General features: G+C 72.4%; 20 protein-coding genes and 1 riboswitch. Of the genes, 7 read left to right on the top strand and 13 right to left on the bottom strand.

Annotation, left to right across the window (positions count from 1 at the left end):
* Positions 1-7: 7 nt before the first annotated feature.
* From P3T39_RS11580 to P3T39_RS11555, 6 genes are all read right to left on the bottom strand, one after another.
* A complete protein-coding gene (locus tag P3T39_RS11580) occupies positions 8-751 on the bottom strand; it encodes an alanyl-tRNA editing protein (protein WP_280697398.1) in 744 nt (247 codons plus the stop codon).
* Positions 752-837: 86 nt separating this feature from the next.
* Positions 838-2,517, bottom strand: coding sequence for an FAD/NAD(P)-binding protein (locus P3T39_RS11575; protein WP_280697396.1), 1,680 nt, complete (start codon positions 2,515-2,517; stop codon positions 838-840).
* Complete coding sequence (locus P3T39_RS11570) at positions 2,514-3,221, bottom strand: class I SAM-dependent methyltransferase (protein WP_280697395.1); 708 nt, start codon at positions 3,219-3,221, stop codon at positions 2,514-2,516. Before P3T39_RS11570 ends, P3T39_RS11575 begins: the two co-directional genes overlap by 4 nt.
* Positions 3,218-5,482 (bottom strand): pyridoxal-phosphate dependent enzyme, encoded by a 2,265-nt coding sequence (locus P3T39_RS11565; RefSeq protein WP_280697394.1) that lies wholly within the window; start codon positions 5,480-5,482, stop codon positions 3,218-3,220. Before P3T39_RS11565 ends, P3T39_RS11570 begins: the two co-directional genes overlap by 4 nt.
* Complete coding sequence (locus P3T39_RS11560; protein WP_280697393.1) at positions 5,472-6,362, bottom strand: kinase; 891 nt, start codon at positions 6,360-6,362, stop codon at positions 5,472-5,474. Before P3T39_RS11560 ends, P3T39_RS11565 begins: the two co-directional genes overlap by 11 nt.
* Positions 6,359-7,861, bottom strand: a complete 1,503-nt coding sequence (locus tag P3T39_RS11555) for a lyase family protein (protein ID WP_280697392.1) — start codon at positions 7,859-7,861, stop codon at positions 6,359-6,361. The genes P3T39_RS11560 and P3T39_RS11555 overlap by 4 nt, the downstream gene beginning before the upstream one ends.
* Before the next feature lie 601 nt (positions 7,862-8,462).
* On the opposite strand from P3T39_RS11555, the gene P3T39_RS11550 reads away from it, so the two are divergent.
* On the top strand, positions 8,463-10,091 hold the full coding sequence (locus P3T39_RS11550) for a phosphodiester glycosidase family protein (RefSeq protein WP_280697391.1): 1,629 nt from the start codon (positions 8,463-8,465) through the stop codon (positions 10,089-10,091).
* A gap of 339 nt (positions 10,092-10,430) precedes the next feature.
* Here the strand turns inward: P3T39_RS11550 and P3T39_RS11545 are convergent, their stop codons facing one another.
* Positions 10,431-11,078, bottom strand: coding sequence for a hypothetical protein (locus P3T39_RS11545; protein ID WP_280697390.1), 648 nt, complete (start codon positions 11,076-11,078; stop codon positions 10,431-10,433).
* 138 nt (positions 11,079-11,216) lie between these two features.
* Between P3T39_RS11545 and P3T39_RS11540 the strand changes: the two genes are divergently transcribed.
* Complete coding sequence (locus P3T39_RS11540; RefSeq protein WP_280697389.1) at positions 11,217-11,894, top strand: response regulator transcription factor; 678 nt, start codon at positions 11,217-11,219, stop codon at positions 11,892-11,894.
* The gene (locus tag P3T39_RS11535) at positions 11,887-13,296 is read left to right on the top strand and encodes a HAMP domain-containing sensor histidine kinase (protein WP_280697388.1); all 1,410 of its coding nucleotides are present in this window, start codon (positions 11,887-11,889) and stop codon (positions 13,294-13,296) included. The genes P3T39_RS11540 and P3T39_RS11535 overlap by 8 nt, the downstream gene beginning before the upstream one ends.
* Positions 13,297-13,438: 142 nt before the next feature.
* Here P3T39_RS11535 and P3T39_RS11530 read toward each other — a convergent pair whose 3' ends face one another.
* Positions 13,439-14,575 (bottom strand): hypothetical protein, encoded by a 1,137-nt coding sequence (locus P3T39_RS11530; RefSeq protein ID WP_280697387.1) that lies wholly within the window; start codon positions 14,573-14,575, stop codon positions 13,439-13,441.
* Positions 14,576-14,712: 137 nt separating this feature from the next.
* Between P3T39_RS11530 and P3T39_RS11525 the strand changes: the two genes are divergently transcribed.
* Entirely contained in the window at positions 14,713-15,153 is a 441-nt protein-coding gene (locus P3T39_RS11525; protein ID WP_280697386.1) for a MarR family transcriptional regulator, read from the top strand.
* 19 nt (positions 15,154-15,172) lie between these two features.
* Here the strand turns inward: P3T39_RS11525 and P3T39_RS11520 are convergent, their stop codons facing one another.
* A complete protein-coding gene (locus tag P3T39_RS11520; protein ID WP_280697385.1) occupies positions 15,173-16,192 on the bottom strand; it encodes a zinc-binding alcohol dehydrogenase family protein in 1,020 nt (339 codons plus the stop codon).
* A 234-nt stretch (positions 16,193-16,426) separates the two neighbouring features.
* On the opposite strand from P3T39_RS11520, the gene cbiE reads away from it, so the two are divergent.
* Together cbiE and cobM are read left to right on the top strand one after the other, a co-directional pair.
* On the top strand, positions 16,427-17,761 hold the full coding sequence (gene cbiE, locus P3T39_RS11515; RefSeq protein WP_280697509.1) for a precorrin-6y C5,15-methyltransferase (decarboxylating) subunit CbiE: 1,335 nt from the start codon (positions 16,427-16,429) through the stop codon (positions 17,759-17,761).
* Positions 17,758-18,519: a precorrin-4 C(11)-methyltransferase gene (gene cobM / locus P3T39_RS11510; protein WP_280697384.1), complete on the top strand. Its 762-nt coding sequence runs from the start codon at positions 17,758-17,760 to the stop codon at positions 18,517-18,519. The genes cbiE and cobM overlap by 4 nt, the downstream gene beginning before the upstream one ends.
* Before the next feature lie 257 nt (positions 18,520-18,776).
* Here the strand turns inward: cobM and P3T39_RS11505 are convergent, their stop codons facing one another.
* Complete coding sequence (locus P3T39_RS11505; RefSeq protein ID WP_280697383.1) at positions 18,777-19,979, bottom strand: cobalt-precorrin-5B (C(1))-methyltransferase; 1,203 nt, start codon at positions 19,977-19,979, stop codon at positions 18,777-18,779.
* Positions 19,980-19,999: 20 nt separating this feature from the next.
* Here P3T39_RS11505 and P3T39_RS11500 point away from each other — a divergent pair, with 20 nt between their 5' ends.
* Positions 20,000-20,776: a cobalt-precorrin-6A reductase gene (locus P3T39_RS11500; protein ID WP_280697382.1), complete on the top strand. Its 777-nt coding sequence runs from the start codon at positions 20,000-20,002 to the stop codon at positions 20,774-20,776.
* Between the two features lie 48 nt (positions 20,777-20,824).
* Here P3T39_RS11500 and P3T39_RS11495 read toward each other — a convergent pair whose 3' ends face one another.
* From P3T39_RS11495 to P3T39_RS11485, 3 genes are read right to left on the bottom strand one after another with little or no spacing between them, the layout of a single operon-like run.
* Positions 20,825-22,372: a precorrin-2 C(20)-methyltransferase gene (locus P3T39_RS11495; protein WP_280697381.1), complete on the bottom strand. Its 1,548-nt coding sequence runs from the start codon at positions 22,370-22,372 to the stop codon at positions 20,825-20,827.
* Positions 22,369-22,995, bottom strand: a complete 627-nt coding sequence (locus P3T39_RS11490) for a precorrin-8X methylmutase (protein WP_280697380.1) — start codon at positions 22,993-22,995, stop codon at positions 22,369-22,371. The genes P3T39_RS11495 and P3T39_RS11490 overlap by 4 nt, the downstream gene beginning before the upstream one ends.
* The gene (locus P3T39_RS11485) at positions 22,992-24,221 is read right to left on the bottom strand and encodes a cobalamin biosynthesis protein CobG (RefSeq protein ID WP_280697379.1); all 1,230 of its coding nucleotides are present in this window, start codon (positions 24,219-24,221) and stop codon (positions 22,992-22,994) included. Before P3T39_RS11485 ends, P3T39_RS11490 begins: the two co-directional genes overlap by 4 nt.
* 161 nt (positions 24,222-24,382) lie before the next feature.
* A riboswitch (cobalamin riboswitch) is annotated at positions 24,383-24,508 on the top strand.
* Positions 24,509-24,731: the final 223 nt, after the last annotated feature.

Raw genomic sequence — 24,731 nt, 5'->3', positions numbered from 1 at the left:
TCATCTCTTAGTCTGCCAGCCTGATCCGCACCCTGCGGTTCTGCTTTCCCTTGTTCTCCACCTTGGTCACCTCGATCCGGCCGATCTGGCCGGTGGACGCGACATGGGTGCCGCCATCCGCCTGCACATCCAGGCCGACGATTTCCACAATCCGCAGTTCCGGGGTGTCGGGCGGGGCCGCCCCCTGCGTCCTGACCAGACCGGGAATGGCATAGGCCGCTTCCTTGGAGAGCACCCTCACATCAATCCTGCGGTCGTTCAGGATCTCCTTGTTGACGGTATCCTCGATCAGCTGCTTGAAGCCCGGCGGAACCTCCGGGAGATTGAAGTCCATTCGGGCCTCGCCCGGCTCCATATTGCCGCCGGTGACCAGGACGCCGAAATCCCGGAATACCGTCCCGCACAGCACGTGCAGCGCGGAGTGCGTCCGCATCAGGGTGCTGCGCCTGACGTCGTCGAGAGCGCCGCGGACCGCTGTGCCGGCCGACGGGATCGGGTCACCGGGGGCAGGGAGCAGAAAGAAGTCGTCACCCTTTCGAGTGCCGATGATCCTGGTGGTCACCCCTTGCCAGAGCAGGACACCGTAGTCCGGCGGCTGGCCGCCACCCCCCGGGTAGAAAGCCGACCTGTCCAACACGATCCCGGCCTCCGGATCGGCCGGGTCGGACCACACCACGGTGCAGTCCCACTCACGAACCGTCGGATCGGCCCAGTCCAACCGATGGGTGTGGCCATGAAATTCGACTGACATGGACCCAAGCTAGCACGACGGTGAGCATGCCGTTCGGAGTTTCGCCATACCATCACCAAAGCGCACGGGATCCTCGACGGCCCGTCTCACGCCAGCATCGTCACGACACGATCCATTGCCGCCAGAACGCGCATGGGAAGCCCGGGAGACGTTATGTAGTGATTGTAATAACTTGACCCTTCGGTCGTCGGACCGAAGGCGGAAATCGACGATTCCACCTCGCCGATTCCGTTTATCAGGTGGTCATCCGAATCGACCATAATGCCCAGTTCCAGGCCACCCGCCCACATCGACCTCAGCCGATTCTCGCCGGCCAGGCTGACGAGTACCGGATTGGACGACGACTGGGCTGTCGGAGACCGCGAGTAGGCCGCCACCAGATAGTCCGATCGCAGCTGCGCGGCCGTGCGCAGGCGGGTGGACGCGATCACCCACTCGTGCCGGTTCTCGTCCCAGGTCGCGGACGGGTCGGGCCCGGGGCCGAAGCGCACCACCTCGGCCTCGATCAGGGCCAGCAGTTCCTCGTGCCGTTCCAGGTGCGGACCGGTGACGGTCCGGTTGGAGAGCGCGGTGATCCGCCCGAAGAAGTCGGCCAGCGAGTCGGCGCTCAGACCGGGTGCGCCGACGATGTCGCGGAGCAGCTCCCGGTAGTCCCGGAAGACTTCGAGGGCGTTCTTGGCCGGGCTGGAGTCCAGTCCGCGCTGCGCCTCGGCCAGGTCCTCCCGGACCGCGGCCCGGCACCACGCGGCGTACTCCTGATGGTTCGTCAGGGCGGGCTCGGGCACCCCGTTCGACAGGACGTCCAGTTCGCCCTCGCCGCCCATGGCCCGGTACCGGTACCTGGCCTCGGCCACGAACAGCGGCAGCACGTCCTGCGCGAAGTCCAGGCGACCGTCCGTGGTGAGTCGGCGCAGCCCGTCGATCGTCTCCCTGTCCAGGAAGGCGGTCGGCAGCGGGCTCGTTCTGTCGTACGCCCTCGGGCGGGCCCTCGGAGGGACGCCGAACCTGTTGGACAGCACGATGTGAGGTTCGGCGCCGCTCGGCAGGTAGCGCAGGCCGCCGGGCGCAGGCTCGTACCGGCCGCCGCGTCCGACGGTCAGGGCCGCCAGCAGGTCGGTCGCGGTCAGGCCGGCGCCGAGCAGGCCGACGGTGGCGCCGGGCGGGACGGTCCCGACCGCGTCGGGGAGCGGGTACGGCGTCGCTATCCAGCGCCGGGGGTCGGCCGCCGGGTCCGGGGCGGCGGGTGCCGGGACTCCGGTGTGCCCCACGGTCAGGACCACGTGGTCGGCGTGCAGGCTGGTGCCGTCGGACAGCCGGATGTTCTCCCGTCCGTCAACTCGTGTGACACTCAAGGCTGTTGCCCGGTGGTGCAGGATCTCTAGGCCCGCCGGGGCCACGGCGAGGATCTGCTGCGCGGCCCACTCCAGGTACTGCCCCAGCAGGGCGCGCGGCAGGTAGTCGGACTCTCTCACCGGTGCGAGTTCGCCGGTGTTGGAGGCGACCTTGACCCCTCGTGCCGTCAGCCACTCGTACAGCGAGGGGCCCCTGACGCCGCCGCCCTGCACCATCTGCGGGTCGACGAAGGCGGTCAGCTGGGCGGCCACGGTGTTGAGCAGCAGGTAGTCGGGCTGGTCGGGGCGGTGCAGCCCACTGCCGAGCTCGTTCGGCTCGATCACATGGACCGTTCCGGTGCGCCAGCGGCTGACCAGCCGTTCGAGCAGGTTGAGACCGCGGGGACCGCAGCCGACGACCGCGAGCACGGTCATTTCTGCACCACGAAGATCAGGCTCTCGTGCTCGTGCTCGTAGTCGCGGTAGCCGACGTGCGGCGGCTCCCACCAGCGTTGGGTCTCCACGGACTTGGCCGCCATGCCGACCGAGTCGAGCAGCGCGTCGAGGTCGGGCCGGTCGTAGAACCGGCAGTAGTAGTCGAAGTGGTCGATGTACTTCTTGTCCTCGATGTGCCGGATGTTGGGGTCGGTGACCTGGCAGTCGTTCATCGTCCACATGTTGGCGACCAGGTGGCCGCCGGGGCGGAGGATCCGGTGCAGCTCGTGCAGGGCCGGCTCGGGGTGCTCCAGGTGCCCGAGCAGGTCCCAGCAGAGGATGCCGTCCACCGAGCCGCTCGGCAGGCCGGTGGAGACGGCGTCCAGTTCCAGCAGGACGACGTTGTTGCGCTCGCCGGCCTTCTCGACCACGGTCGCGGCGAAGTCCAGTGCCTTGCGCGAGGTGTCGGCACCGACGACCACGGGCGCGCCGACCGTCAGCGGCGGCAGGTTCCGGCCGTCGCCGCAGGGCAGGTCGAGGACGACGAAGGCCCCGTGGTCGGCGAACAGGCGGGCGGCGGTCGCCGCGTAGGGCACGGGCGGGTCGCCCCAGAGGTTGGTGTTGCCCTGCTGCTGGGTGGCGCCGTAGTGGTCGTTCCAGAGCCCCTTGGCGGCCACGTCGCGGTCGCTTGCGTCGAAAGTCATGACGTCCTCCGGGAGATGGCGATGGTGAGACGGCGTTCCGCCTCGTCAAGGGCGGCCAGGACGTCTTCCTGGCGGTCGCCGTGGGCGATCAGGTAGCCCAGTCGGTCGTAGGCGTTGCGGGCCGGGGTGACGTCGGAACCGGCCTTGGCGGTGATGGTCACCTGGGCGATTCCCGGCACGGCACGGGCCTCCTCGCAGCCGGTGATCCTGTCCAGCACGCCGGGGTACCCGGCGGTGAGGAAGCGGATTCCGGCGTGCCGGTGCAGGCTCGGCTCCAGCTCGGCGGGCAGGCCACCGGCCGCCCGGAGCTGCTGCTCGAGTGGTTCGACGCCGGTGGCCAGGCGGATCAGCTCGGGGATCATGCCGCCGGCCAGCCGCGGGTTGATCTCGATGATCGCCGGTCCGTCCGGGGTGAGCTTCACTTCGGTGTGGCTCGCGCCCAGGACGAGTCCGGCGGCGGCCACCGCCCGGCGGACGGTGTCCGTGATCTGCTCGGCGAGCGGCGGGGCGAGCTCGGCGGGGAAGAGGTGCCGGGTCTCCACGAAGTAGGGCTCGCCCGTCACCTGCTTGTCCGTGATCCCCAGCAGGTGGTCGGCGCCGAAGAGTTCGACGCTCAGCTCGGGGCCGTCCAGGTACTCCTCGACCAGGACCCGGCGCGCGGTGGGAAGCCCCCGGCCGTTGGTGACCGGGGCGAGGATCGACTCGGCCTGCCGGCCGACCTCTTCGGCACTCTCGCAGCGCAGCACCCCGTTCGATCCCGAGTCGTCCACGGGCTTGACCACGCACGGCAGACCGACCGCCTCGACGGCCGCGCGTACGTCCTGCGGTCCGAACCCCTCGGCCAGGAAGGCGAACCGCGGCTGGTGGACGCCGGCCGCGGCCAGCGCCTCGCGCAGCGCCCCCTTCTCCCGGCAGGTGGCAACGGCCTGCGCGGGGTTGCCGGCCAGGCCGAGCCAGGCCGTCAGCTCCGCGACGGCGGGGACGTAGAACTCGCTGGTCGTCGCGACCCCGGCCAGCTCCTCGCGCCGGAACCGGTCCAGGATCGCGGCACGGACCTCGACCAGCCGGTTGGTCTCGCACAGCAGCACCTCGCAGCCGGCCTCGGCGAGACCCGCGTACCGCTCCGGTGCACTCGTCAAAAGCACCGGCACCAGGCCTAGTTCGCGGGTCCGGTGCAGCGCGAGCATGCCCGTTCCCGTGGTGTTGGACTCCACGAGCAGCAGGTACTGCCGACTGCTCTCGGCGCCCCGGTTCACGGCCCTGGACCAGCTCTCGACAGTGGTGCCGTACCCGACCAACCGCGGCGAGGCGGCGACGGGCAGTGCGGCGAGGCCCTTCTCCTGCCAGTGCTCGTCGTCGAAGACCGTCTCCGCGTACCGGTCCCCGCGGTCGGGGAGGATGCCGACCAGGGTGCTGCCGGGTGCGGCGCGTTCGGCGGCCCAGCGGAGCACCCGGTAGACGGAGCCCGAGGTGTTGCCGCCGAAGATCTGCTGCTCGGCGGCGAGTCGGCGGGTGGCGGCGAAGGCCTCGTGGTCGTTCAGCCAGTGGATCTCGTCGATCAGACGGCGGTCCAGGTTCTTCGGCAGCAGGCTGTTGCCGAGTCCGCTCTGCAGCCGCCCGGGCCGGTCCGGCTGGTCGAAGAGGACGCTGCCGACGCAGTCCACGCCCAGCACCCGGAGATCCGGGAGCGCGGCGCGCAGGGCTCGGCTGCTGCCGCAGAGCGATCCGCCGCTGCCGACCGAGCCGACCAGGAGGTCGATGTGCCCGAGGTCGGCGATCAGCTCCTCGGCCAGCCTGCGGTAGGCGGCCGGGTTGTCGGGGTTGGTGTACTGCTGGGGCCAGAAGGCGCCCGGCAGATCGGTCAGCAGCTTCTGCAGGCATTCCAGGCGGGCGCTCTGCCAGCCGTGCGAGGTCATCGTCTCCACGATGTGCAACCGGCAGCCGAGGGCGCGCAGTTTGGCCAGTGTGACCCTGTCGATCCGGGGGTCGGTGACGATGTGTACCTCGTGGCCGAGCGCCGCGCCCACCAGGGCGACCCCGAGCGCCATCGTGCCCGAGGAACTCTCCACGATCGGCGCGCCAGGTAAGAGCTCCCCGCTCTGCCGCGCCCTGAGGATGATGTTCTGCGCCACCCGGTCCTTCATGCCGTACGGATTCTGCAGTTCGAGCTTGGCGTACACCCGGACGTCCGGTGCGCTGTCGACGGCCAGCCTGACGAGGGGGGTGTGCCCGATCAGGTCGGTGATGCTCTCAAAGCGCATGGACTCCTGCCTTTCCCAGCGTTCGGTAGGTGGACACACTTCCGCCGAGCGGGCGGCAGGACTTGCGAACGTATGCGATCTTCTCCGCCGCCTCGGAGTCGGAACCGTCCAGCAGAATGCCCAGCGTGGTACCGCTGTGGGCGAGGATCAGCCCGAATCCGGCCACCTCGCGGGCTATTTGCAGCAATTCCTCGAAGCCCGCTCTCGGCCGCAGCTTGGCATTCAGCTCCGCGCTGCGCGTGGACACCGCGCCGACCGCTGGTAGATCACCGTCTCGGATCGCTCGGGTCAGTTCCTCCAGCAGATCGGCGTAGTGCCGTCTCTCGTGGTGGTCGAACGGCTTGGGCAGCCGGTTGAACGCGACGGTGTCCACCTCTCCGCCCTCGTCATGGGCGACGATCGTCAGCTCCGGCAGAAATCCCAGGCGTTCACGCAGCCGGACCTCGCGGTGGTAGAAGGCCACGGTGTCCGGATACATCACCCCGTCGGTCGGCTCGATCTCCCGGAGGAAGGACTCGACCTCCTCCTCGTCCAGGTCGATGTTGTACGCCTGGCCCACCGCCCGGGCGGTGGCGACCAGATCGGCGGAGGAGCTGGCGAAGCCCTTGCCCTCGGAGAGGCTGCTGATCAGCTGGAGCCGCCCGCCGACCGGCCGCGCGTACGCCCGGAGCAACTCCTCGGCCAGCCGGCGCGACTTGCGCTTGGAGGGCGGGTACACCTCGACCTCGAAGCGGTCGGGCAGCGGCTGGAAGGTGGCGATGGACCGGTCGGTGATCGGCAGGGTGACCAGGAAGTCCAGACCGTTGGGCAGGACGCCCTGCAGCAGCTCGCCGAAGGTCCCGTGTGCCACCCCGACCCCGATCGGCTGCCGCTCCGTCATGTCGAGGCTCCGAGGGCACCGTCGAGGGCCAGCAGGGCCTGCCGTCGGCGCTCGCAGCGCGCCTGCCACTCGGCCGCGAGGGCCTGGGACTCCTCGTTCTGCGCGCGCAGCAGCTCGGCGACCGAGTCCGGGCTGACCGAGCCTGCGGTCCGCTTGCCCCGCACACCGCGCTCGACGTCGAAAGCCTCGCGCAGCAGGGCCGCCGGATCATCCGCCGCGAAGCCCGCCTCGGCCAGCAGCTCCCGCAGCAACTCCGGTGCCACCTCGGCCGGCCGGCGGCCTTCCGCCGTCGCCGCCACGATGTAGCGGCCGGCCAGCACCTGGCTGCGCCGCCAGGGCACCTTGGCGTGCAGGGTGAGCAGGTTGGCCAGGGTGAAGCCGCCGAGGTACTCGCTCTCGCAGGCGGCCAGCATGCGCTCCTCGCTGAAGCGCAGGTTGTCGAAGACCGCCGTGCACAGGCGCAGAAGCGTTTCTGCTGTGTCGAAGGCGGTCCGCAGGTGTGTCGTCGACTCCTTGGAGACCTCGACCAGGTTCTGGTACGGCGTGTTCCGCTGGCCCATCAGCAGATCGAGATGGAAGCTGCTCAGATGGGCCGACTTGCCGCGGATCCGTTCCAGCACGGGGAAGTTCTTCTTCTGCGGCATCGCCGAGGAGATCCCGCTCAGCTCGTCGGGCAGGTCGATGAACCCGTACTCGCTGCTGCCCCAGGTCAGCAGGTCGGTGCAGAACCTGCTCAACTCCACGCCGAAGAGCGACAGTTCGGCCGTCAGCTCGCAGGCCCAGCGACGCGAGGCCACCGAGGTCAGGGCATGCGGCCTGGGCCCTTCGAAGCCGAGCAGGGCGGCCATCGCCTCCCGGTCCCAGGGCAGGTCCTGGCCGGCCATCGCGCCCGCGCCCAGCGGGGAGAGGTTGTTGCCGTCGTAGCAGGCGAGCAGGCGGCGGGCGGAGTGCAGGGCGTGGTCGGACACCGCCGCCAGGTAGAAGCCGGGGGTCATCACCTGGGCCGCCTGGAAGTGGGTGTACCCGGGCATCGGGATGTCGACGGCCTTCGCGGCCAGGCGCTGGACGGCGGAGGCGAATTCGAGCAGCGCCTCGACCGTGTCCAGCGCACGGCTCAGACCGAAGAGCAGCTGGGCACACGCCTGGAGATCGTTCCGGCTGCGGTCGATGTGCCAGGCCGGGACGGGTTCGGTCAGTGCGCCCTCCACCTGGCGCTCCAGGGCGAAGGCGATGTCGGACATATTGGCGAGCGGGTCGGCGGTCTGCAGACTCGCGCCGGCCCCGTCGAGCGCCCGGCCGAGCTCGGCGAGCTGGGGGGCGGTGACGAGGCCCTGCCGGTGGTACTCGACCGCGAGCACCTTTTCGATGGCGACGTACCACCTCAGCAGAAACTCCGCCTCGAATCGGAACTGCGGTTCAAGCACCGCTTCGTGCAGCAGATTGCTCGGCATACCCTGAATCCGGCCGCTGAACGGATCCGGCCGCACGTTGGCGGACATCCTGCTCTCCCTCCCCACTGTCAACATCCGGAGATCACCCGGGCGTTGGAGGGTCAGATTGATCACAGATGGATATAGGCGGCCCCGGCGGTACCAGAGACGGCGCCAGGACGGAGACATCCTTCGCGAAACCCGCGGTTTCAGAATCTATCTTGGGCGAATGACTCCTGCAAGGCCCTCCATCGTGATCGCTCGGCCTGCACACGGACGATCCAACTCCGTTAGTCCGGAGGATCATTGATGCATTGTCAGACTTTGACAGTGCATCCCCGCCGGCCGCCCGACCGCACCCGGCATACCGGACCACCGAGCTCCGCATCAATACGCCCGCCCCGGGCACACCACCGTGTGTACACGCCTGAGCACAGGACCTGCCACTCGCTGTCGGTCACCCGGGCACAGGCCCCAAGGCCGCACCCCCACGCGCCCGCGCGGCCGCACAACGCGCCGTACCGACAACGGGCACCGAACGCTGTCGCGCCGTTCACCCGTCCGTGGTGGCGGGCGGGCGGGCGCAGCGTCAGGCTGCGGTCAGGCGGAACGGCCGGCGTGGGACGGACGGCACGGCGGCTTCGACCGACCGCCACTGGAGGGGACAGCGATGCCGATTTCCACCCGGCCCCGCGCGGCCGCGCTCGCCGGACTGCTCGCGGTCGTAGCGCCGTTCACCATGGGTGCGGCCGACGCCGACCGGGTCGCCGCCACGGGACTGCCACTGGGGTCGGCCACTCTGCCGGAGACGCGTACGACACGGACGCTGGCCGAGGGCGTCACCCTGACCACCATCGTCCGGGGACGGGTCTCGCCCGGCGACCACTGGACGGTGAACGTGGCGATCCCCACCGGCCAACTGCCGCCCTCGCCCGACCCGGACGCCCCGGCCTCCGTCCTGGGCAGCAGGGCGAAGGCCACGGCCGTCGCGGCCAGGCTCACCAAGGCCGGTTACATGCCGAAGCTGGTCGAGGAGAAAAGTCCCGCGTACCGCGACTTCCCGGCCGGTTCCCAGGGCTTCGTGGTGCAGATCGGCAGCTTCCGCGATCCGGCCTCGGCGAACGCGGCCGCCGCCCGGCTGAAGGCGCTCGGTTTCAAGGGCGTCAGCACCTTCACCGGCGGCGAGCGCACCCAGGTCGACGGCCCGTGGGTACTGCGCGAGTTGGTGATCGACCCGCACCGCTTCGAGGGAAGGATCGAGGAATCCCACGGCGGCAGTCAGACCGGACGTCGGACCACTTCCCAACTCGCTTCCTCCGCAGAAGCATTGGCGGCGGTCAACGGCGGCTACTTCATCATGGACCCGGCCGACGGCGAACCGGGCCAGTCGATCGGCGTGGTGGTCGAGCACGGGAAGCTCCTGAGCGAGGCGACCAACGGCCGGATCGCCGCGATCCTTCGCGACGGCGGGCGTCGGGTGGAGTTCGCCGAACTCACCACGGTGCTGAAACTGCGCCAGCAGAACGGCGTCCACACCGTGGCAGGACTCAACCGCACTCCGGGTCTGATCCCCAACTGCGGTGGCCGCCCCGGCGATCGGCCCACCAGCGCACCCCTGATGGACTCCGTCTGCACCAACCCGAACGAGAGCGCCGTGCTCACTCCCGAGTACGGCTCCGCTCCCCCGGCCGGACCGGGTGTGCAGGCGGTCGTCGACCCGGCCGGGACGGTGGTGTCCGTCGGCCCGCGCGACGGCAGGCCGGTCCCGGCCGGGGACTCGGTCGTACAGGCCATCGGCACCGAGGCCGACTGGCTTGCCCGCAGCCTCCGGGCCGGTCGGCACATCGGCCTGGAGAGCACGGTGACCGACCGGCAGGGGCGAGAGGTCCGGTTCGGACCGGACGACTCCGTCGTCAACGGCGGGCCCAGGCTGCTGTCCCGAGGCGTCGCCGACATCCGGCCCGTCGCCGACGGCCTCGTCCACCCGGGCGACCCGTCCTTCTTCTACGGCTGGGGCATCCGCCGCAATCCGCGCACCGCGATCGGTACGGACAGGAACGGCCGGATCATCCTGCTCCAGGCCGACGGCCGCCTCCCCGGCCGCAGCCAGGGCCTCACCCTGGAGGAGGAGGCCAAGGTGCTGCGCGCACTCGGCGCCGTCGAGGCGATGAACCTGGACGGCGGCGGCTCCTCGGCCATGTACGCCGGCCAAGGACTGGTCAACACGCCGTCCGACCCGAGCGGCGAGCGGCCGGTCGGGGACGCGGTGCTCGTGCTGCCCGCCACCGGGCTGAACTGACCCGGGGCACAACGGGCTCGGACGCTCCGCCAGTAGGCGCCCACCGGAGTCGGTTGCACTGTCCAGGAGCCCGGAGCCAGTTGCACGCCCCTGGGATGCCCCGCCCTGATGGGTTACCCAACTTAGACCGACCGGCAAGGGCCCGCGGCGTCGCGCCCCCTATTGCCGGTCGGTCTTACGCAGCGGTGACGGGCACCCGGCCCGCCGTGGCGGCCGGGGAACCGCTCACGGGGGGTGTGACCGGGCCGGGTGCCCCTCCCGGTACTGCTCACCGGGAGTCCTTGGGCCGCCGAGGGCTCCGTGTCGGGAGCGCTCGGGCGGCAAGGGCGGATCGGCAGGTCAGCCGTTGTCCGCTGCCGAGGAGAGGACGGAGTTACCGGTCACCGAACCGGCGGTTCCGTCCACGGTCACCAGGTGGCGCACGCCGTCGGCACCGATGACCTCGACCGCCCAGGCGCTGCCGCCGCCCTGCTGGCCGACGACGCGCACGGCGTCCGCCTTGCCACCGGGGACAGCGGCGACGGCCTTGGCGAGGGCCTGGTCTGCGGGGAAGGCCGGGACGGGAGCGGGGGCGAGAGCGGCCTCGCCGGAGCCGGTCCCGTTCTCACCGTCACCCTCGCTGGTGCGACCGTGCCCGTGCGAGCGGCCGCCGCCCTCGCCGAGCCCGGCCTTGCCCTGGCCGTCGCGGCCGTACTCGCCGTCGTGACCCTCCCCGGCGGCGAAGTGCCCGTGGCGGCCTCCCTCGTGCTCCATGCCGTGGTGGACGACCGCGGCGGCACCGACGGCCCCGACGCCGAGGACGACCACGGCCGCGCCCAGCGCCACCAGGCGGGGACGGCGCCGCTTCGGCAGGCGCAGGTACCGGTTCCGGAGCGACGCCTTGGCCTCGACGGCGGGGCTCGAAGCAGCGTCTGCGGCGGGCTCGGCACCCTCGAACGGATGCGGCTCTGCGGCCTCGAACGGCTCCGGGGAGACAGGCTGGGACATTCTGGCGTTCCTCCTCACGGCTGCCGGACCTGTGCCGGCCGCGCTGCGCTCAGCATGGCCACGCCTTGCTGAAGCCAGCCTGAAGCAAACTGAAGACGGCTTCAGTCGCCCACGGGACGGTGTGCGACCCTGGACCCCGTGCGTGTACTGGTGGTCGAGGACGAGAAACGGCTGGCCCAGGCCCTGCAACGGGGTCTGCAGGCCGAGGGGTTCACCGTGGACGTCGCCCACGACGGGAACCAGGGGCTCTGGCTGGCCATCGAGCACGACTACGACGTCATCGTGCTCGACATCATGCTGCCGGGGCTCAACGGCTACCGCGTCTGCGCCCGGCTGCGCGCGGCCGGGAACGAGACCCCGATCCTGATGCTCACCGCCAAGGACGGCGAGTACGACGAGGCGGAGGCCCTGGACACGGGCGCCGACGACTACCTCTCCAAACCGTTCTCGTACGTCGTCCTGGTCGCCCGGCTGCGCGCCCTGCACCGCCGCACCGGCCGTCGACTCCCCCAGACGCTCGCCCTCGGCGACCTGGCGATCGATCCTGCGCGCCGCTCCTGCACTCGGAGCGGAACCGAAGTACGCCTCACCGCAAGGGAGTTCGCCGTACTGGAGTACCTCGCCCGGCGAGCGGGAGAGGTGGTTTCCAAGCGCGAGATCCTCGACCAGGTCTGGGACTCGGCCTTCGAGGCCGACCTCAACCTCGTCGAGGTGCATGTGAGCGCCGTCCGCCGCAAGATCGACACGGCCTTCGGACGCTCGGCGCTGGAGACCATCCGCGGTGCGGGCTACCGCCTGGCGGCCGACGGTGGCTAGCGACCACCCGCGCACCCCGGCCGCCCGTCTGCGCGTACGCGCCCTGCGGCGGCTGCGTCGGCTGTGGCCCGACTCCGTACGCGCGAGGGCCACCGTCGGCGCGACCGCCGTGGTGGCCGGCGCGCTCGGCGCGGCCTCCTTGGCCCTGCTCGGCATCCTGCACGCCAACCTCAGCCACAACGCCGAGAACGCCGCCGCCCAACAGGCCGACACGGTGGCCCAGCTGGCCGCACAGGGCCGGCTCCCCGACCTGGTACCGCTGGCGCACGGCGCCGACTTCATCCAGGCCGTGGACGCTCACGGCCGGGTGGTGGCCGCCAGCCAGAACCTGGCGGGCAAGCCGCCCGTCGCCGACCTCCGCCCGGCGGACGGCACGGTCCGCACCACCTGGTCCGGCGTGTCCGTCGACGACGACCACGACCAGCGCCTCGTCGCCGTCTCCACCCACACCCCGGGCGGCACCCTCACCGTCTACGCCGGCACCTCACTGCGCCAGGCCGACGCGGCCGACGAGATCACCAAGGCCGCGCTCGCCGTCGGCGTACCGCTGCTGCTCGCCACCGTGGCCTGGGTCACCTGGTGGGTCGCGGGCCGGGCGCTGCGCCCGGTGGAGGCGATCCGCGCCGAGGTGGCCGACATCACCGAACACCGCCTGCACCGCCGGGTCCCCGTCCCGGCCGCCGAGGACGAGATCGCCCGCCTGGCCCGGACGATGAACGCCACCCTCGACCGGCTGGAGGAGGCGGGTGCCCGCCAGCGCCAGTTCATCGCAGACGCCTCGCACGAGCTCCGCAGCCCGATCACCGTGCTGCGTACGCAACTTGAGGTCGCCACCGCCCACCCGGACCCGGCGCTCTGGCCGGATCTGGTCAAGGACGCGCTCGAAGACACCGTCCGGCTCCAGGACCTGGCCGCCGACCTGCTGCTGCTGGCCCGGCTGGACGCCGCCGACCCGGTCAAGAGCCGGCCCCTGGACCTCAGCGAACTCTGCCGCTCCGCGGTCGCCGCCCGCCACGGCGACCGCCTTGCCATCGACACCGCCCTGCAGCCCGACATCTGTGTCGTCGGCAACCGGAGTTGGCTGACCCGGCTGCTCACCAACCTGCTCGACAACGCCCAGCGCCATGCCGAGGCGCAGATCCAGCTGGTGCTCCGCACCGCCCCCGACGGGCGCACCGCCGTCCTGGAGGTACGCGACGACGGGCCCGGTATCCCGGACGCCGACCGCACCCGGGTCTTCGAGCGCTTCACCCGCCTCGACGACGCGCGCAGCCGCGACCACGGCGGTACGGGCCTCGGCCTCGCCATCGCCCGCGACATCACCACCCACCACGGCGGCACCCTGACCGCCGAACCCTCCGATCGCGGGGCCCTGCTGGTCGCCCGCCTGCCACTCGGCTAGCACGGCACCACGCCCGGGGGTGCGGGGAGAACCCCGCGCCCCCGGGCAGTACATGGCCGTCCGCGCATCCGGCGCCAGCCTGTGTGCCGACCCGGCGACCCGGCGACCCGGCGACCCGCCGAACCGGCGGACCGGCGGACCGTCAGACCCCGACGGCCTCCTCCATCTCCTCCTCGGCGAGCTCCTCGGCCCCCTCCGCTGCGGCCCTCTCCTCGACGGCCGCAGCCTCGACGGCCAGCACCGCCACCGGGAGCGACGCCGTACGCTGCCGCCGCTCGTACCCGCCCGCGACGGCCAGCACGGCCAGACCCGCCACGAACCAGAGCACCAGAGTGAACACCCGGCCGCCGAGACCCGCGCCGCCGTCGAAGTAGAGGATGCTTCGCGCGCCCTCCACGAACCCGGCGCCGTTCCAGAACGAGTGCAGCGCGCCGAAGAAGCCGTTCTGCAGCTCCGGGCGGTAGATCCCGCCGGAGGTGGTGAAGTTGAGCATCACGAACAGGACCATCAGCGTCAGCGTGGTCCAGCGCTTGAGGAAGGTGTGCAGCCCGGTGCCGATCGCGATGATGCCGGCCGAGTAGAGCCAGGCCAGCGCCCAGACGGCGGCCCGGTCGTGATCGACGATGTGGAACAGCGGCCCTGCCGTGGCGATACCGATCACGCTGACGACGAGCGAGGTCGCCAGGCCGACCAGACCGCGCATGCGCATGCCGAGCGCCGCGCCCGCCGCACCGATGACGGCCACACTGCCGTAGGAACCGATGCTCAGCGCGACCAGCAGGAAGAAGATCCCCTGACCGGTCGGGTCACCGGCGGCGAGCGGCGTCACATCGGTGACGGCGAGCGGCACGCCCTGTTGCGTGGCGACGGTCTGGAACACCGCCTCGGCGGCCATCGCGGAGGTGTCGGAGTTCGCCTTGGCGACGAGCAGCTCGGGGTGCTGGGCGTTCGGGACGAAGGCGCCGACCAGGTTCCGGTCGCGGAGCTGCTGCTCGGCCGACTGGCGGTCGGGCAGGGTGATGACGTCGAGGGCGTCACCTGCCTTGTCCTTGACGGTCTGCGCCAGGATCTGCGCCTTGGGCGTGGTGCCGACCACGGCCACCTTGAGGTGGTGCGGCTCCGGCTGGTGGAAGGCGCCCTGGTAGGCCAGGGCCATGCCCAGGCACATCAGCAGCGGGGTGAGCAGGTGCACGGCGAGGTGCTGGAGGCTGCGCCGCAGGCTCGGGGCGGCGTGTGCGGCGGTGGGGTCGGCTGTTGCGGTTCCCGGGGATGCGGTCATGGTCCGTGCAGCCCTTCTCATGGCGGTGGCAGAGCGGTCCTCCCGTCGGTGATCGGCGACAGGCAGGCAGATCGGTTGGTCAATACAACCCAGAGATAGGTTGGTAAATACAACCTATGTGGATGTACTATACAACCATGAACGAGAAAGCCCCAAGCACCTCCCGTGACGAGGCCCTCAGGTCGATCCAGCGGGAGCTCACCGCCTTCGCCCGGCGCGCCCGCAGCCGGGCCACCGAGCTGCACCCCGACCTGTCGCTGGTCGCCTTCAGCATGCTCGATCTGATGACCGAGCGCGGCGGCTGCCGGGGCGCCGACCTCGCCGCCTACTTCATGCTCGACAAGTCGACCGTCAGCCGACAGGCAGGCGCCCTGGAGAAGCTCGGCTACCTGGTTCGCGAGACCGACCCGGACGACCACCGCGGCCAGATCCTGCGGCCCTCCCCCGCCGGCCTCAAGGCCATGCGCGAGGCCCACGAACAGCGCCGCATCGCCTTCCTCGACCGCCTCGCCGACTGGGACGACGCGGACATCGCCCAGCTCGCCGCCTACCTGGAGCGCTACAACTCGGCCGTCTGACCTGCCCCGACGGCCGGGCTCACCCCTTCGCCGTCGGCCCTTCGCCGTTGACCAGCACCGCCGCACCCGTGACCCGGTCGGCCGCGAGATCCGCCAGCGCCTCTGCGGCCTGCGCCATCGCGTACCGCTGGAGGCTCACCACCGGCGGGCGCGCGGCCACCTCCGCCAGATAGGCCCGGCCGTCCGCCCGGGTGTTCGCGGTGACGCTGCGCAGCGTGCGCTCCTGGAACAGCGCCCGCTGGTAGTCGAGCGCGGGAACATCCGTGAGGTGGATCCCCGCGACGGCCAGCGTCCCGCCCCGGTCCAGCGCTCCGAGCGCGACCGGCACCAGCTCGCCGACCGGAGCGAACAGGATCGCCGCGTCCAACGGTTCGGGCGAGTCCGCACAGGCGCCCTGCACGGATGCCGCCCCCAGCTCCAGAGCCAGCCGCTGCGCCGCCTTGGACCGGGTGAAGACGTGGAGGGTGGCACCCCGGGCCAGCGCCAGCTGTGCGGTCAGGTGCGCGGAGGCGCCGAAGCCGTAGATCCCCAGCCTGCCGCCGGGCGGCAACTCGGCCCGTACGAGTGCGCGGTACCCGATGATGCCCGCACACAGCAGCGGCGCGCACTCCTCGTCGGAGATTCCCGCCGGCAGCCGGTAGACGTAACGGCTGTCGGCCACCACGAGGTCCGCGTACCCGCCGTGCAGGTCCCAGCCCGTGTAGCGCGAGTGCGGGCAGAGGTTCTCCCGCCCGGACCTGCAGTACCGGCACACCCCGCAGGTCCGCGCCAGCCAGGCGACCCCCACCCGGTCCCCCGGGGCCAGACCCACCACGGCGGCTCCGGTCCCGACCACCCGGCCGACGATCTCGTGGCCGGGCGTGCACTGGGGCAGGTGCGTCGGCAGATCTCCCTCGACGAGATGCAGATCCGTCCGGCACACCCCGCACACCTCGACCGCCAGCTCGACCGCGTACGGCCCCATCCCGGGCACCGGACGCTCCGTCCAGCGCACGCCCCGGTCCACCGCCCACGCGCCCGTCCGGCCGACGCCACCCATCAGCCGCTCCTTCCACCGTGCGACCCCGCACCGTACTGATACCCACGGCCGACACCTCCGGGAACACCGGTGCCTGCCGGCCCGCTCCGCACGGCAGGCTCCCGGCACCGGGCGGCCGCAGGCGCCCTTCCCCGGCCCAGGTAGGCTGCGGCCTGCCCGTTCCGACCTGCGCGGACCGTCAGAGGATCACCGAAGGACCAGAGGAGTAGCCCGTTGGCCACCGCCACGCCGCCCGTGCCGCCAGGACCGACGGGACCCCCTGCGCCGGAGCCGACCCTCGGCCCACCGGTCACCGTCGTCGGGATCGGCGCCGACGGCTGGGCCGGGCTGACCGACCCGGCACGGACGGCACTGCGCTCGGCGGACGTGGTGCTCGGCGGCCCGCGCCAACTGGAGCTCCTCCCGCCGGAGGTGGCCGCCGAGCGGCTGCCCTGGCCCTCACCGCTGCGCCCGGCCGTACCCGGCCTGCTCGCCGCCCACGCCGGTCGCCGGCTCGCGGTGCTGGCCAGCGGCGACCCGATGTTCTACGGGATCGGCCGCGCGCTCGCCGAGACCGCCGGCCCCGACCGGCTGCGGGTACTGCCGCACCCCTCCTCCGTCTCGTACGCCTGCGCCCGGCTCGGCTGGCCGCTGGAGGACACCGAGGTGGTCAGCCTGGTCGGCCGGCCGCTGGAGACCCTCAACCTCGCGCTGCACCCGGGGCGGCGCCTGCTGGTGTTCAGCGCCGATGCGAGCACCCCCGCCGCCGTCGCCGCGCTGCTCACCGAACACGGCTACGGCCCGAGCCGCCTGCGCGTACTGGAGCAGCTCGGGGGCCCGCAGGAGCGGCAGTCGGACGGCCGCGCCGAGAGCTGGCCGCACCAGCCGGGTGCCGCGCTCAACCTGATCGCCGTCGAGTGCACGGCTGCGCCCGGTGCGCCCCGGCGTTCACTGGTGCCCGGTCTGCCCGACGACGCGTACGAGTCCGACGGGCAGTTGACGAAGCGTCATGTCAGGGCCGCGACGCTGGCCGCACTGGCGCCGGCGCCGGGCGAGTTGCTGTGGGACGTCGGCGGCGGCTCGGGCAGCATCGCGATCGAGTGGCTGCGGGCGCACCGGTCCTGCCGGGCCGTCAGCGTGGAGCGCGACCCCGTCCGGGCCGAACGGATCGCGCGCAACGCCGCCGCTCTGGGTGTGCCCCGCCTTGAGGTGGTGACCGGTGCGGCGCCCGCCGCGACGGCCGAACTCCCCACCCCCGACGCGGTGTTCATCGGCGGCGGACTCACCGCCCCGGGGCTGCTCCAGGCCTGCTGGGACGCGCTGCCGCCCGGCGGACGACTGGTCGCCAACACGGTGACGCTGGAGTCCGAGGCCCTCCTGGCCCAGTGGTACCGCGGCCACGGCGGCGAGCTGCTGCGGCTGGCGGTCGCGCACGCCGTACCGGTCGGCACCTTCACCGGCTGGCGGCAGGCGATGCCGGTCACCCAGTGGTCGGTGGTCAAACCCGCACTCGACGTACCGAACCCGGGCCTCGACGCACAGAGCCCGGAACAGAACCAGAATCGAAACCAGGGAGCGCAGACGCCATGACCGTCCACTTCATCGGAGCCGGTCCCGGCGCCGCCGATCTGATCACCCTGCGCGGCCAGCGGATCCTGGCCGCCAGCGGGGTCTGCCTCTACGCGGGGAGCCTGGTTCCGCGCGAACTGCTCGCCGAGTGCCCGTCGGACGCCCGCCTGGTCGACACCGCCGATCTGAACCTGGACCAGATCGTCGCCGAGATGGTCCTCGCCCACGAGGAGGGCCTGGACGTCGCCCGACTCCACTCGGGCGACCCCTCGGTGTTCAGCGCGGTCGCCGAGCAGATGCGGCGGCTCGACGCGGCGGGCATCCCGTACGAGGTCGTGCCCGGCGTGCCCGCCTTCGCGGCTGCGGCGGCGGCGCTGAAGCGCGAGCTGACGGTACCGACGGTCGGTCAGACGGTCATCCTCACCCGGGTCGCCAGGCAGGCCACACCGATGCCGGAGGGCGAGGACCTGGCCACCCTCGGGCGCAGCGGCGCGCTGCTCGTACTGCACCTCGCGACGCGGTACGTGGACAGCGTGGTGGACGAACTGCTGCCGCACTACGGCGCAGACTGCCCGGCAGCGGTCGTCGCGATGGCCAGCCGCCCGGACGAGCTGGTGCTGCGGGGGACGCTCGGAGACATCGCCGGGCAGGTGAAGGAGGCCGGGGTGCTGCGCACCGCCGTCATCCTCGTCGGCCGCACGCTCGGCGCCGAGCAGTTCCGCGACAGCCACCTGTACTCGCCGGAGCGCGAGCGCCCGCACGAGCCGTGCGGCAGCTGACCTGCCCCGCACAGCAGCGGATGACACCGGTACCGCTCGGGGGCGCGCTTGCGCTGTCCAGGGGCGCGGGGAACTGCGCGACCAACCCACCACAGCGGTGCACGATCGCAGCCCCCGAAGCGGTGCACCCCACCGGACGGTCGCAAAGCGCCACATACCCCCGGGTCCGACTGAACGATGCTGCCTTCCGATCCGCGCACGCAATTGATCAAGCAGAGCCCCGCGCCCCCAGAGCGCTGCACCCCGGGGCAGGGCGCCTATGCGTGGCCGTGCCCCGGACCGGCCGGTGGGGCCTGGCCGACGATGGTGCCGGCCCGGTCGATGCAGATGACGTCGACCGCGACCGGCGAGCCGGTCAGGACGCCGAGGGCGGTGGCGCGGGCGGCCTCGGCGACCAGGTTTCCGAGCGGCACCCCTGCGGCCGAGCAGAGCTGGACGGCCTCCAGGCCGGTGTTGGCCGAGGCCACGGCGGCCGTCAGGGCCTCGTCCGCCCCGCCCTGCCGGGCGAGTTCGGCGAGGTAGCCCTTGTCCACCTGGGAGCGGGCCGAGTGCAGGTCGAGGTGTCCGGCCGCGAGCTTGGAGAGTTTGGCGAAGCCTCCGGCGACGGTCAGCCTGGGAACGGGGTGGCGCTTGAGGTACTTGAGGACGGCCCCGGCGAAGTCGCCCATGTCGAGCAGGGCGTCCTCGGGCAGCCCGTGCACGGCGATCGCGACCTTCTCGGAGGTCGAACCGGTGCACCCGGCCACGTGAGTACGCCCGGCCGCCCGGGCGACGTCCACGCCGCGCCGGATGGAGTCGATCCAGGCGGAGCAGGAGTACGGCACCACGATGCCGGTGGTGCCGAGGATGGACAGGCCGCCCAGGATGCCCAGGCGCGGGTTCCAGGTGGAGCGGGCGATCTCCGCACCGCCGTCGACGGAGATCTCGACCTCGACGTCACCGCTGCCGCCGTGCCGGGCGGCGATCTCCGCGACCACGTCGCTGATCATCTGCCGGGGCACGGGGTTGATGGCGGGTTCGCCGACGGCGAGCGGCAGTCCGGCCTTGGTCACCGTGCCGACGCCGGGCCCGGCGCGGAAGACCACGCCGCTGCCGGGGGGCGCCTGCCGCACGGTGGACCGGATCAGCGCACCGTGGGTGACATCGGGATCGTCCCCGGCGTCCTTCACGACCCCGGCCATGGCCCGGTCCCGCTTCGGCGGTCCGCTGCCGTCCCCCTGACCGGATCCCGTTCCTCCAGCACCCCGGCCGACCTGACGTACCGTCAGTTCTTCCGTCGCGAGGGCGAAGGCAGGCTGCTGCCCCTTCGGCAGCGTGATGGTCACCGGGTCGGGGAACTCCCCGGTCAGCAGTGCCGTGTACGCGGCGGCGGTCGCCGCCGTGGCGCAGGCGCCCGTCGTCCACCCGTGCCGCAGGCCGCTGCTCTTGAGCTGTGCGGCACGGCCTCCCGTCTCAGCCACGTACGTCCCCTGGAGTTCCCATGCCCGTGCGGCACATCCTGATTCTCGGCGGTACCACCGAGGCGCGCCGGCTCGCCGAACAGCTGGCCGGGCAGTCGGCAGGCCGTCCGGCCGACCGGCCGCTGCGCGTGACCAGTTCGCTCGCGGGCCGGGTGGCCGCGCCCCGGCTGCCCGCCGGGGACGTGCGGATCGGCGGCTTCGGCGGCCCGGCCGGGCTCGCCGCCTGGCTGCGCGAGCAGCACGTGGACGTGCTCATCGACGCCACCCATCCCTTCGCCGGAACCATCAGCCGCAACGCGGCCGAGGCGGCCGCAGAGGTCCATGTTCCCCTGCTCGCCCTGCGCCGCCCCAGCTGGGTGCCGGTTTCCGGGGACCACTGGTATCCGGTCGACTCGCTGGCGGAGGCGGCGGCCGCGCTGCCCGCCCTCGGCCGACGGGTGTTCCTGACCACCGGGCGCCAGGGGCTGGCCGCCTTCTCGGAGCTCACCGACCTCTGGTTCCTTGCCCGTTCGGTGGACGCCCCCGAGGCGCCGATGCCCCCGCAAACCGAAGTCCTGCTGGACCGGGGCCCGTTCACCCTGGACGGCGAACGGGCCGTACTGCGCGAGCACCGGATCGACGTCCTGGTGACCAAGGACAGCGGCGGCGCCGCGACCGCCCCGAAGCTGACGGCCGCCCGCGAACTCGGCCTTCCCGTCGTCATCGTCCGCCGTCCTGAGCTGCCGCCGGGCGTCCCGGCCACGCCGGACGTCCCGGGCGCACTCGCCTGGCTGGCTGCTCTCGCACCGCGGACCTGACGGGGCGCCGGAGTGAAGTCCGGCGCCCCGCCAGGCCGGTGATCCGGCTCAGGCCGACGGGTAGCGGCGCGGTGTCCAGACCACCTCGGTGCCGTCGTCGCGCCGGACCGCCTGGGTCTGCGAGGAACCGATCAGCAGGATGGTCCGCATGTCGACCTGGGCGGGGTCGAGTTCGGCCAGGCGGACGGTTCTCACGCGCTCGGTCGGACCGCCGACGTCGCGGGCCATCACCACGGGGGTGTCGGGGGCGCGGTGTTCGAGCAGCAGGTCGCGGGCCAGGCCGACCTGTGTGGTGCGGCTCTGCGAACCGGGGTTGTAGAGCGCGAGGACCAGGTCGGCCTCGGCGGCGGCGTGCAGGCGCTTGGCCACCGCCTCCCAGGGCTTGAGCCGGTCCGAGAGCGAGACCACCGCGTAGTCGTGCCCGAGCGGAGCACCGGCGCGGGAGGCTGCGGCGTGCGCGGCCGTCATCCCGGGGACGATGCGCACCGGCACCGAGCGGTACGGCTCCTCGCAGGCGGCCTCCAGGACGGCGGTGGCCATCGCGAAGACGCCCGGGTCACCGGAGGAGACGACGGCCACCCGGTGTCCACGGCGGGCCAGGTCGAGCGCGAACTCGGCCCGCTCGGCCTCCACCTTGTTGTCGGAGCCGTGGCGCTGCTGGCCGGGGCGCACGGGCACCCGGTCGACATAGGTGGTGTAGCCCACCAGGTCGGTGGCGGCGGCGAGTTCACCGCGTGCCTCGGGGGTCAGCCAGAGCGGCCCGGCCGGTCCGAGGCCGACGACCACGACCTCACCGGTCTCCGAGCCGGCCTCCGACTGCTCGGGCGCGGCGGGCTCCACTGGGCCGAGTCCGATCCGGCTGGGCAGCACGGCGACGGAGAAGTACGGGACGGTCGACGGGTCCACCTCGGCCAGCGGCGCGGTGCGCTCCCCCGCCATGGTGGCCCGCTCGACGTACCGGGCCTCCTCCAGTCGGCCCGCTCGCTCCAGCGCCCGCCGTACGGTCGGGAAGGTGCGGCCCAGCTTCATCACCACGGCGGAGTCGGTGGACGCCAGGCGCGCGGTCAGCTCCTCCTCGGGGAGCGTGCCGGGCAGGATGGTCAGCACCTCCTCGGCCTCGACCAGCGGCGTGCCGAGCCGCGCGGCGGCGGCGCTCACCGAGGTCACACCGGGCACGACCTCGGTGGGGTAGCGGTGCGCGAGGCGCTTGTGCATGTGCTGGTAGGAGCCGTAGAAGAGCGGGTCGCCCTCGGCCAGCACCACCACGTCGCGGCCCTCGTCCAGGTGCGCGGCCAGCCGGGCGGCGGCCTCCTCGTAGAACTCGTCGAGCGCGCCCCGGTAGCCGCCGGGGTGGTCGGTGGTCTCGACCGTGATCGGGTAGACCAGCTTCTCCTCGATCTGGTCGCCGCGCAGGTAGCGCTCGGCTATCGACCGGGCGATCGAGCGGCCGTGCCGGGCACTGTGGTAGGCGACCACATCGGCCCGACCGATGAGCCCCGCCGCTCGGACGGTCACCAGCTCCGGGTCGCCGGGACCGAGGCCGACGCCGTACAGACGGCCCGTCGGTCCTCCTTCGGCAATCTGATGATCCGTCACTCTTCCTCGCTCGCAATCGCGTTGATGGCAGCCGCGGCAATCGCGCTGCCGCCGCGCCGACCGCGCACCACCAGGTGCTCCAGGCCGGACGGGTGCACCGCCAGCGCCTCCTTGGACTCGGCGGCGCCGATGAAGCCGACCGGCACCCCGATCACGGCTGCGGGGCGCGGCGCACCGGCCTCGATCAGCTCCAGCAGCCGGAAGAGCGAGGTCGGGGCGTTGCCGACGGCGACCACCGCGCCCTCGAGACGGGGCAGCCACAGCTCCATCGCGGCGGCACTGCGGGTGTTGCCCATCTTCTTCGCCAGCTCGGGCACCGAGGGGTCGGAGAGAGTGCAGACCACCTCGTTGTCGGCGGGCAGCCGCTTGCGGGTGACACCGCTGGCGACCATCGACACATCGCACAGGATCGGCGCACCGGCGTGCAGCGCGGCGCGCGCGCTCGCGACCACGCCGGGCGACCAGAGCAGGTCCTTGACCAGGTCGGTCATGCCGCAGGCGTGGATCATCCGCACCGCGACCTGGGCCACGTCGGCGGGCAGGTGGGCCAGGTCGGCCTCGGCCCTGATGGTGGCAAAGGACTCGCGGTAGATGGCCGCGCCGTCCCTCTCGTACTCGATCACATCGTCCTCCGGGCTTCGGCCACTGCCTCGGCCATCTGCTCTGTCGTCACATCTACTGAGGGTCCAGCAGTCCCGTCCACGGCCATCCGCGTCACCCGGTAGCCCTGCCCCGTGGCGAGTACGTCCACCCACCGGCCCGCCGGGTGTCCGCAGCGCCGTTCGCAGCCCGACCAGTGCACGGGCAGGCCGCCGCCGACGGCAGCGTCCAGAGCGCGGGCCGCGTCGGTGCGCACATCGGCCACGGACTTGGCGCAGCCGGGCAGGCCGGTGCAGGCGCCGGCCCGCTCCCAGGCCGTGCCCGGGTCGGTACGGAATCCGGCCCGCGCCAGTTCGGGCAGCCGGGCTGCGGGCGCGCCGGGCAGGACCACGCCGCGCCAGGGGGTGAGGCGCAGCTCGCCGGCCGCGTCGGCCGCGACCTCCGCCAGGGTCCGCCACTGCACGGCGCTCACCCGCCCGAAGCGCAGCCCGACCAGCAGGCCACCGGCCAGCGCGCCCGGCGCCAGGGTGGTCCCCGGCAGTGCGGGCAGCGGCTCGGCGCCGGGGTCGAGCAGCTCCGGGACCTCGCGCAGATGCCAGGCCCGGCCTCCGCCCGCGCGCAGCGCCCGGAGGAACTCCTCTGCGGCGCCCAGAGCCTGCCGTACCGCCTGATCGGCCGGTACGCGGCGCGCGGTGGCGGCGCGGCCGAGGCGCAGCAGGACGCCGCCGCCGGCGGTTGCGATCAATGTCACATCGGCATCGAGTGCGGCGACATCGCCGCGTCCGTCGTCCAGCGCGAAGAGGAACTTGCCGGAGAGGCCGGCCGCCGCCTCGCTCGCGCAGAGCAGCCGGTCGAGTTCGCGCACCCATGCCTGCACGTCGGCGTGGCCCTGGCCGTCGAGTCCTGCGGCCGGGGAAGCGACGATGTTGCGGACCCGCTCGTGGGAGTCCGAGGGCAGCAGCCCGGCGGCGCGCAGGCGGCGGCCGAGGTCGAGGCCGGAGCCCGAAGGCAGGCCGCGCAGTTGGACGTTGCCGCGTGAGGTGGTCTCCAGATGGCCGTCGCCCAGTTCCCCGGCGGCGTCGGCGAGAGCCATGGCCTGACGGTCCGTCAGGAGTCCGCCGGGTATCCGGATCCGGGCGAGGGCTCCGTCGTCGGCGGTATGCAGACGGAGGGCCCCCGGACAGGCGTCCGAGCGCCCGCGGTCGGGCGCACCGGGGCCCGGTGCGGTGGCGTCGGGTGTCGGTGGCATGGCCGCGAGCATACAGATTGCCGGTGCGGATGCCCCGTCCCGCGGCGGTCGCATCCCGGCCGGCAGTTCCGGTCGGACCTCCCCCGGACCGGACCCACCACGTACGATGCTCCCGGACGGCCTTGACGGGCCGTCCACGTCAGCGACGGTGAGGGGGTGTCGGGCCTGGTCGGCCGGACAGCCCCTCGGGGAGGAAACCGGTGCAATACCGGTGCGGTCCCGCCACTGTGACCACGGCTCACCGGCCGTGGGAGCCAGGAACTCCTGCCGTCCTCCACCTTCCCCCAGCCTCCGGCCGGGGACACCGCCCCGGGGCGCGGACCCCGAGGAAGGCCCGAGAACTATGCGCTGCCGCACGCCCGTACGCGCTGCTGCGACTCGCCTGCTTGCCTCCAGGCGCCCTGAGCCAACGCTGACCTCTTCCACTCCCACGCTCCCTCTTTCGCCGGCCGTCCGCCGCTCATCGCTCATCGCGTCGGCGCGCCCTTCGGCTCGGAGCACCAACCTGGC

Origin of the sequence: Kitasatospora sp. GP82, from assembly GCF_029892105.1 — a bacterium.
GTDB lineage: Bacteria > Actinomycetota > Actinomycetes > Streptomycetales > Streptomycetaceae > Kitasatospora.
Note: the sequence above shows the minus strand (reverse complement) of the source record. Positions and strands in the feature narration are given on the sequence as shown.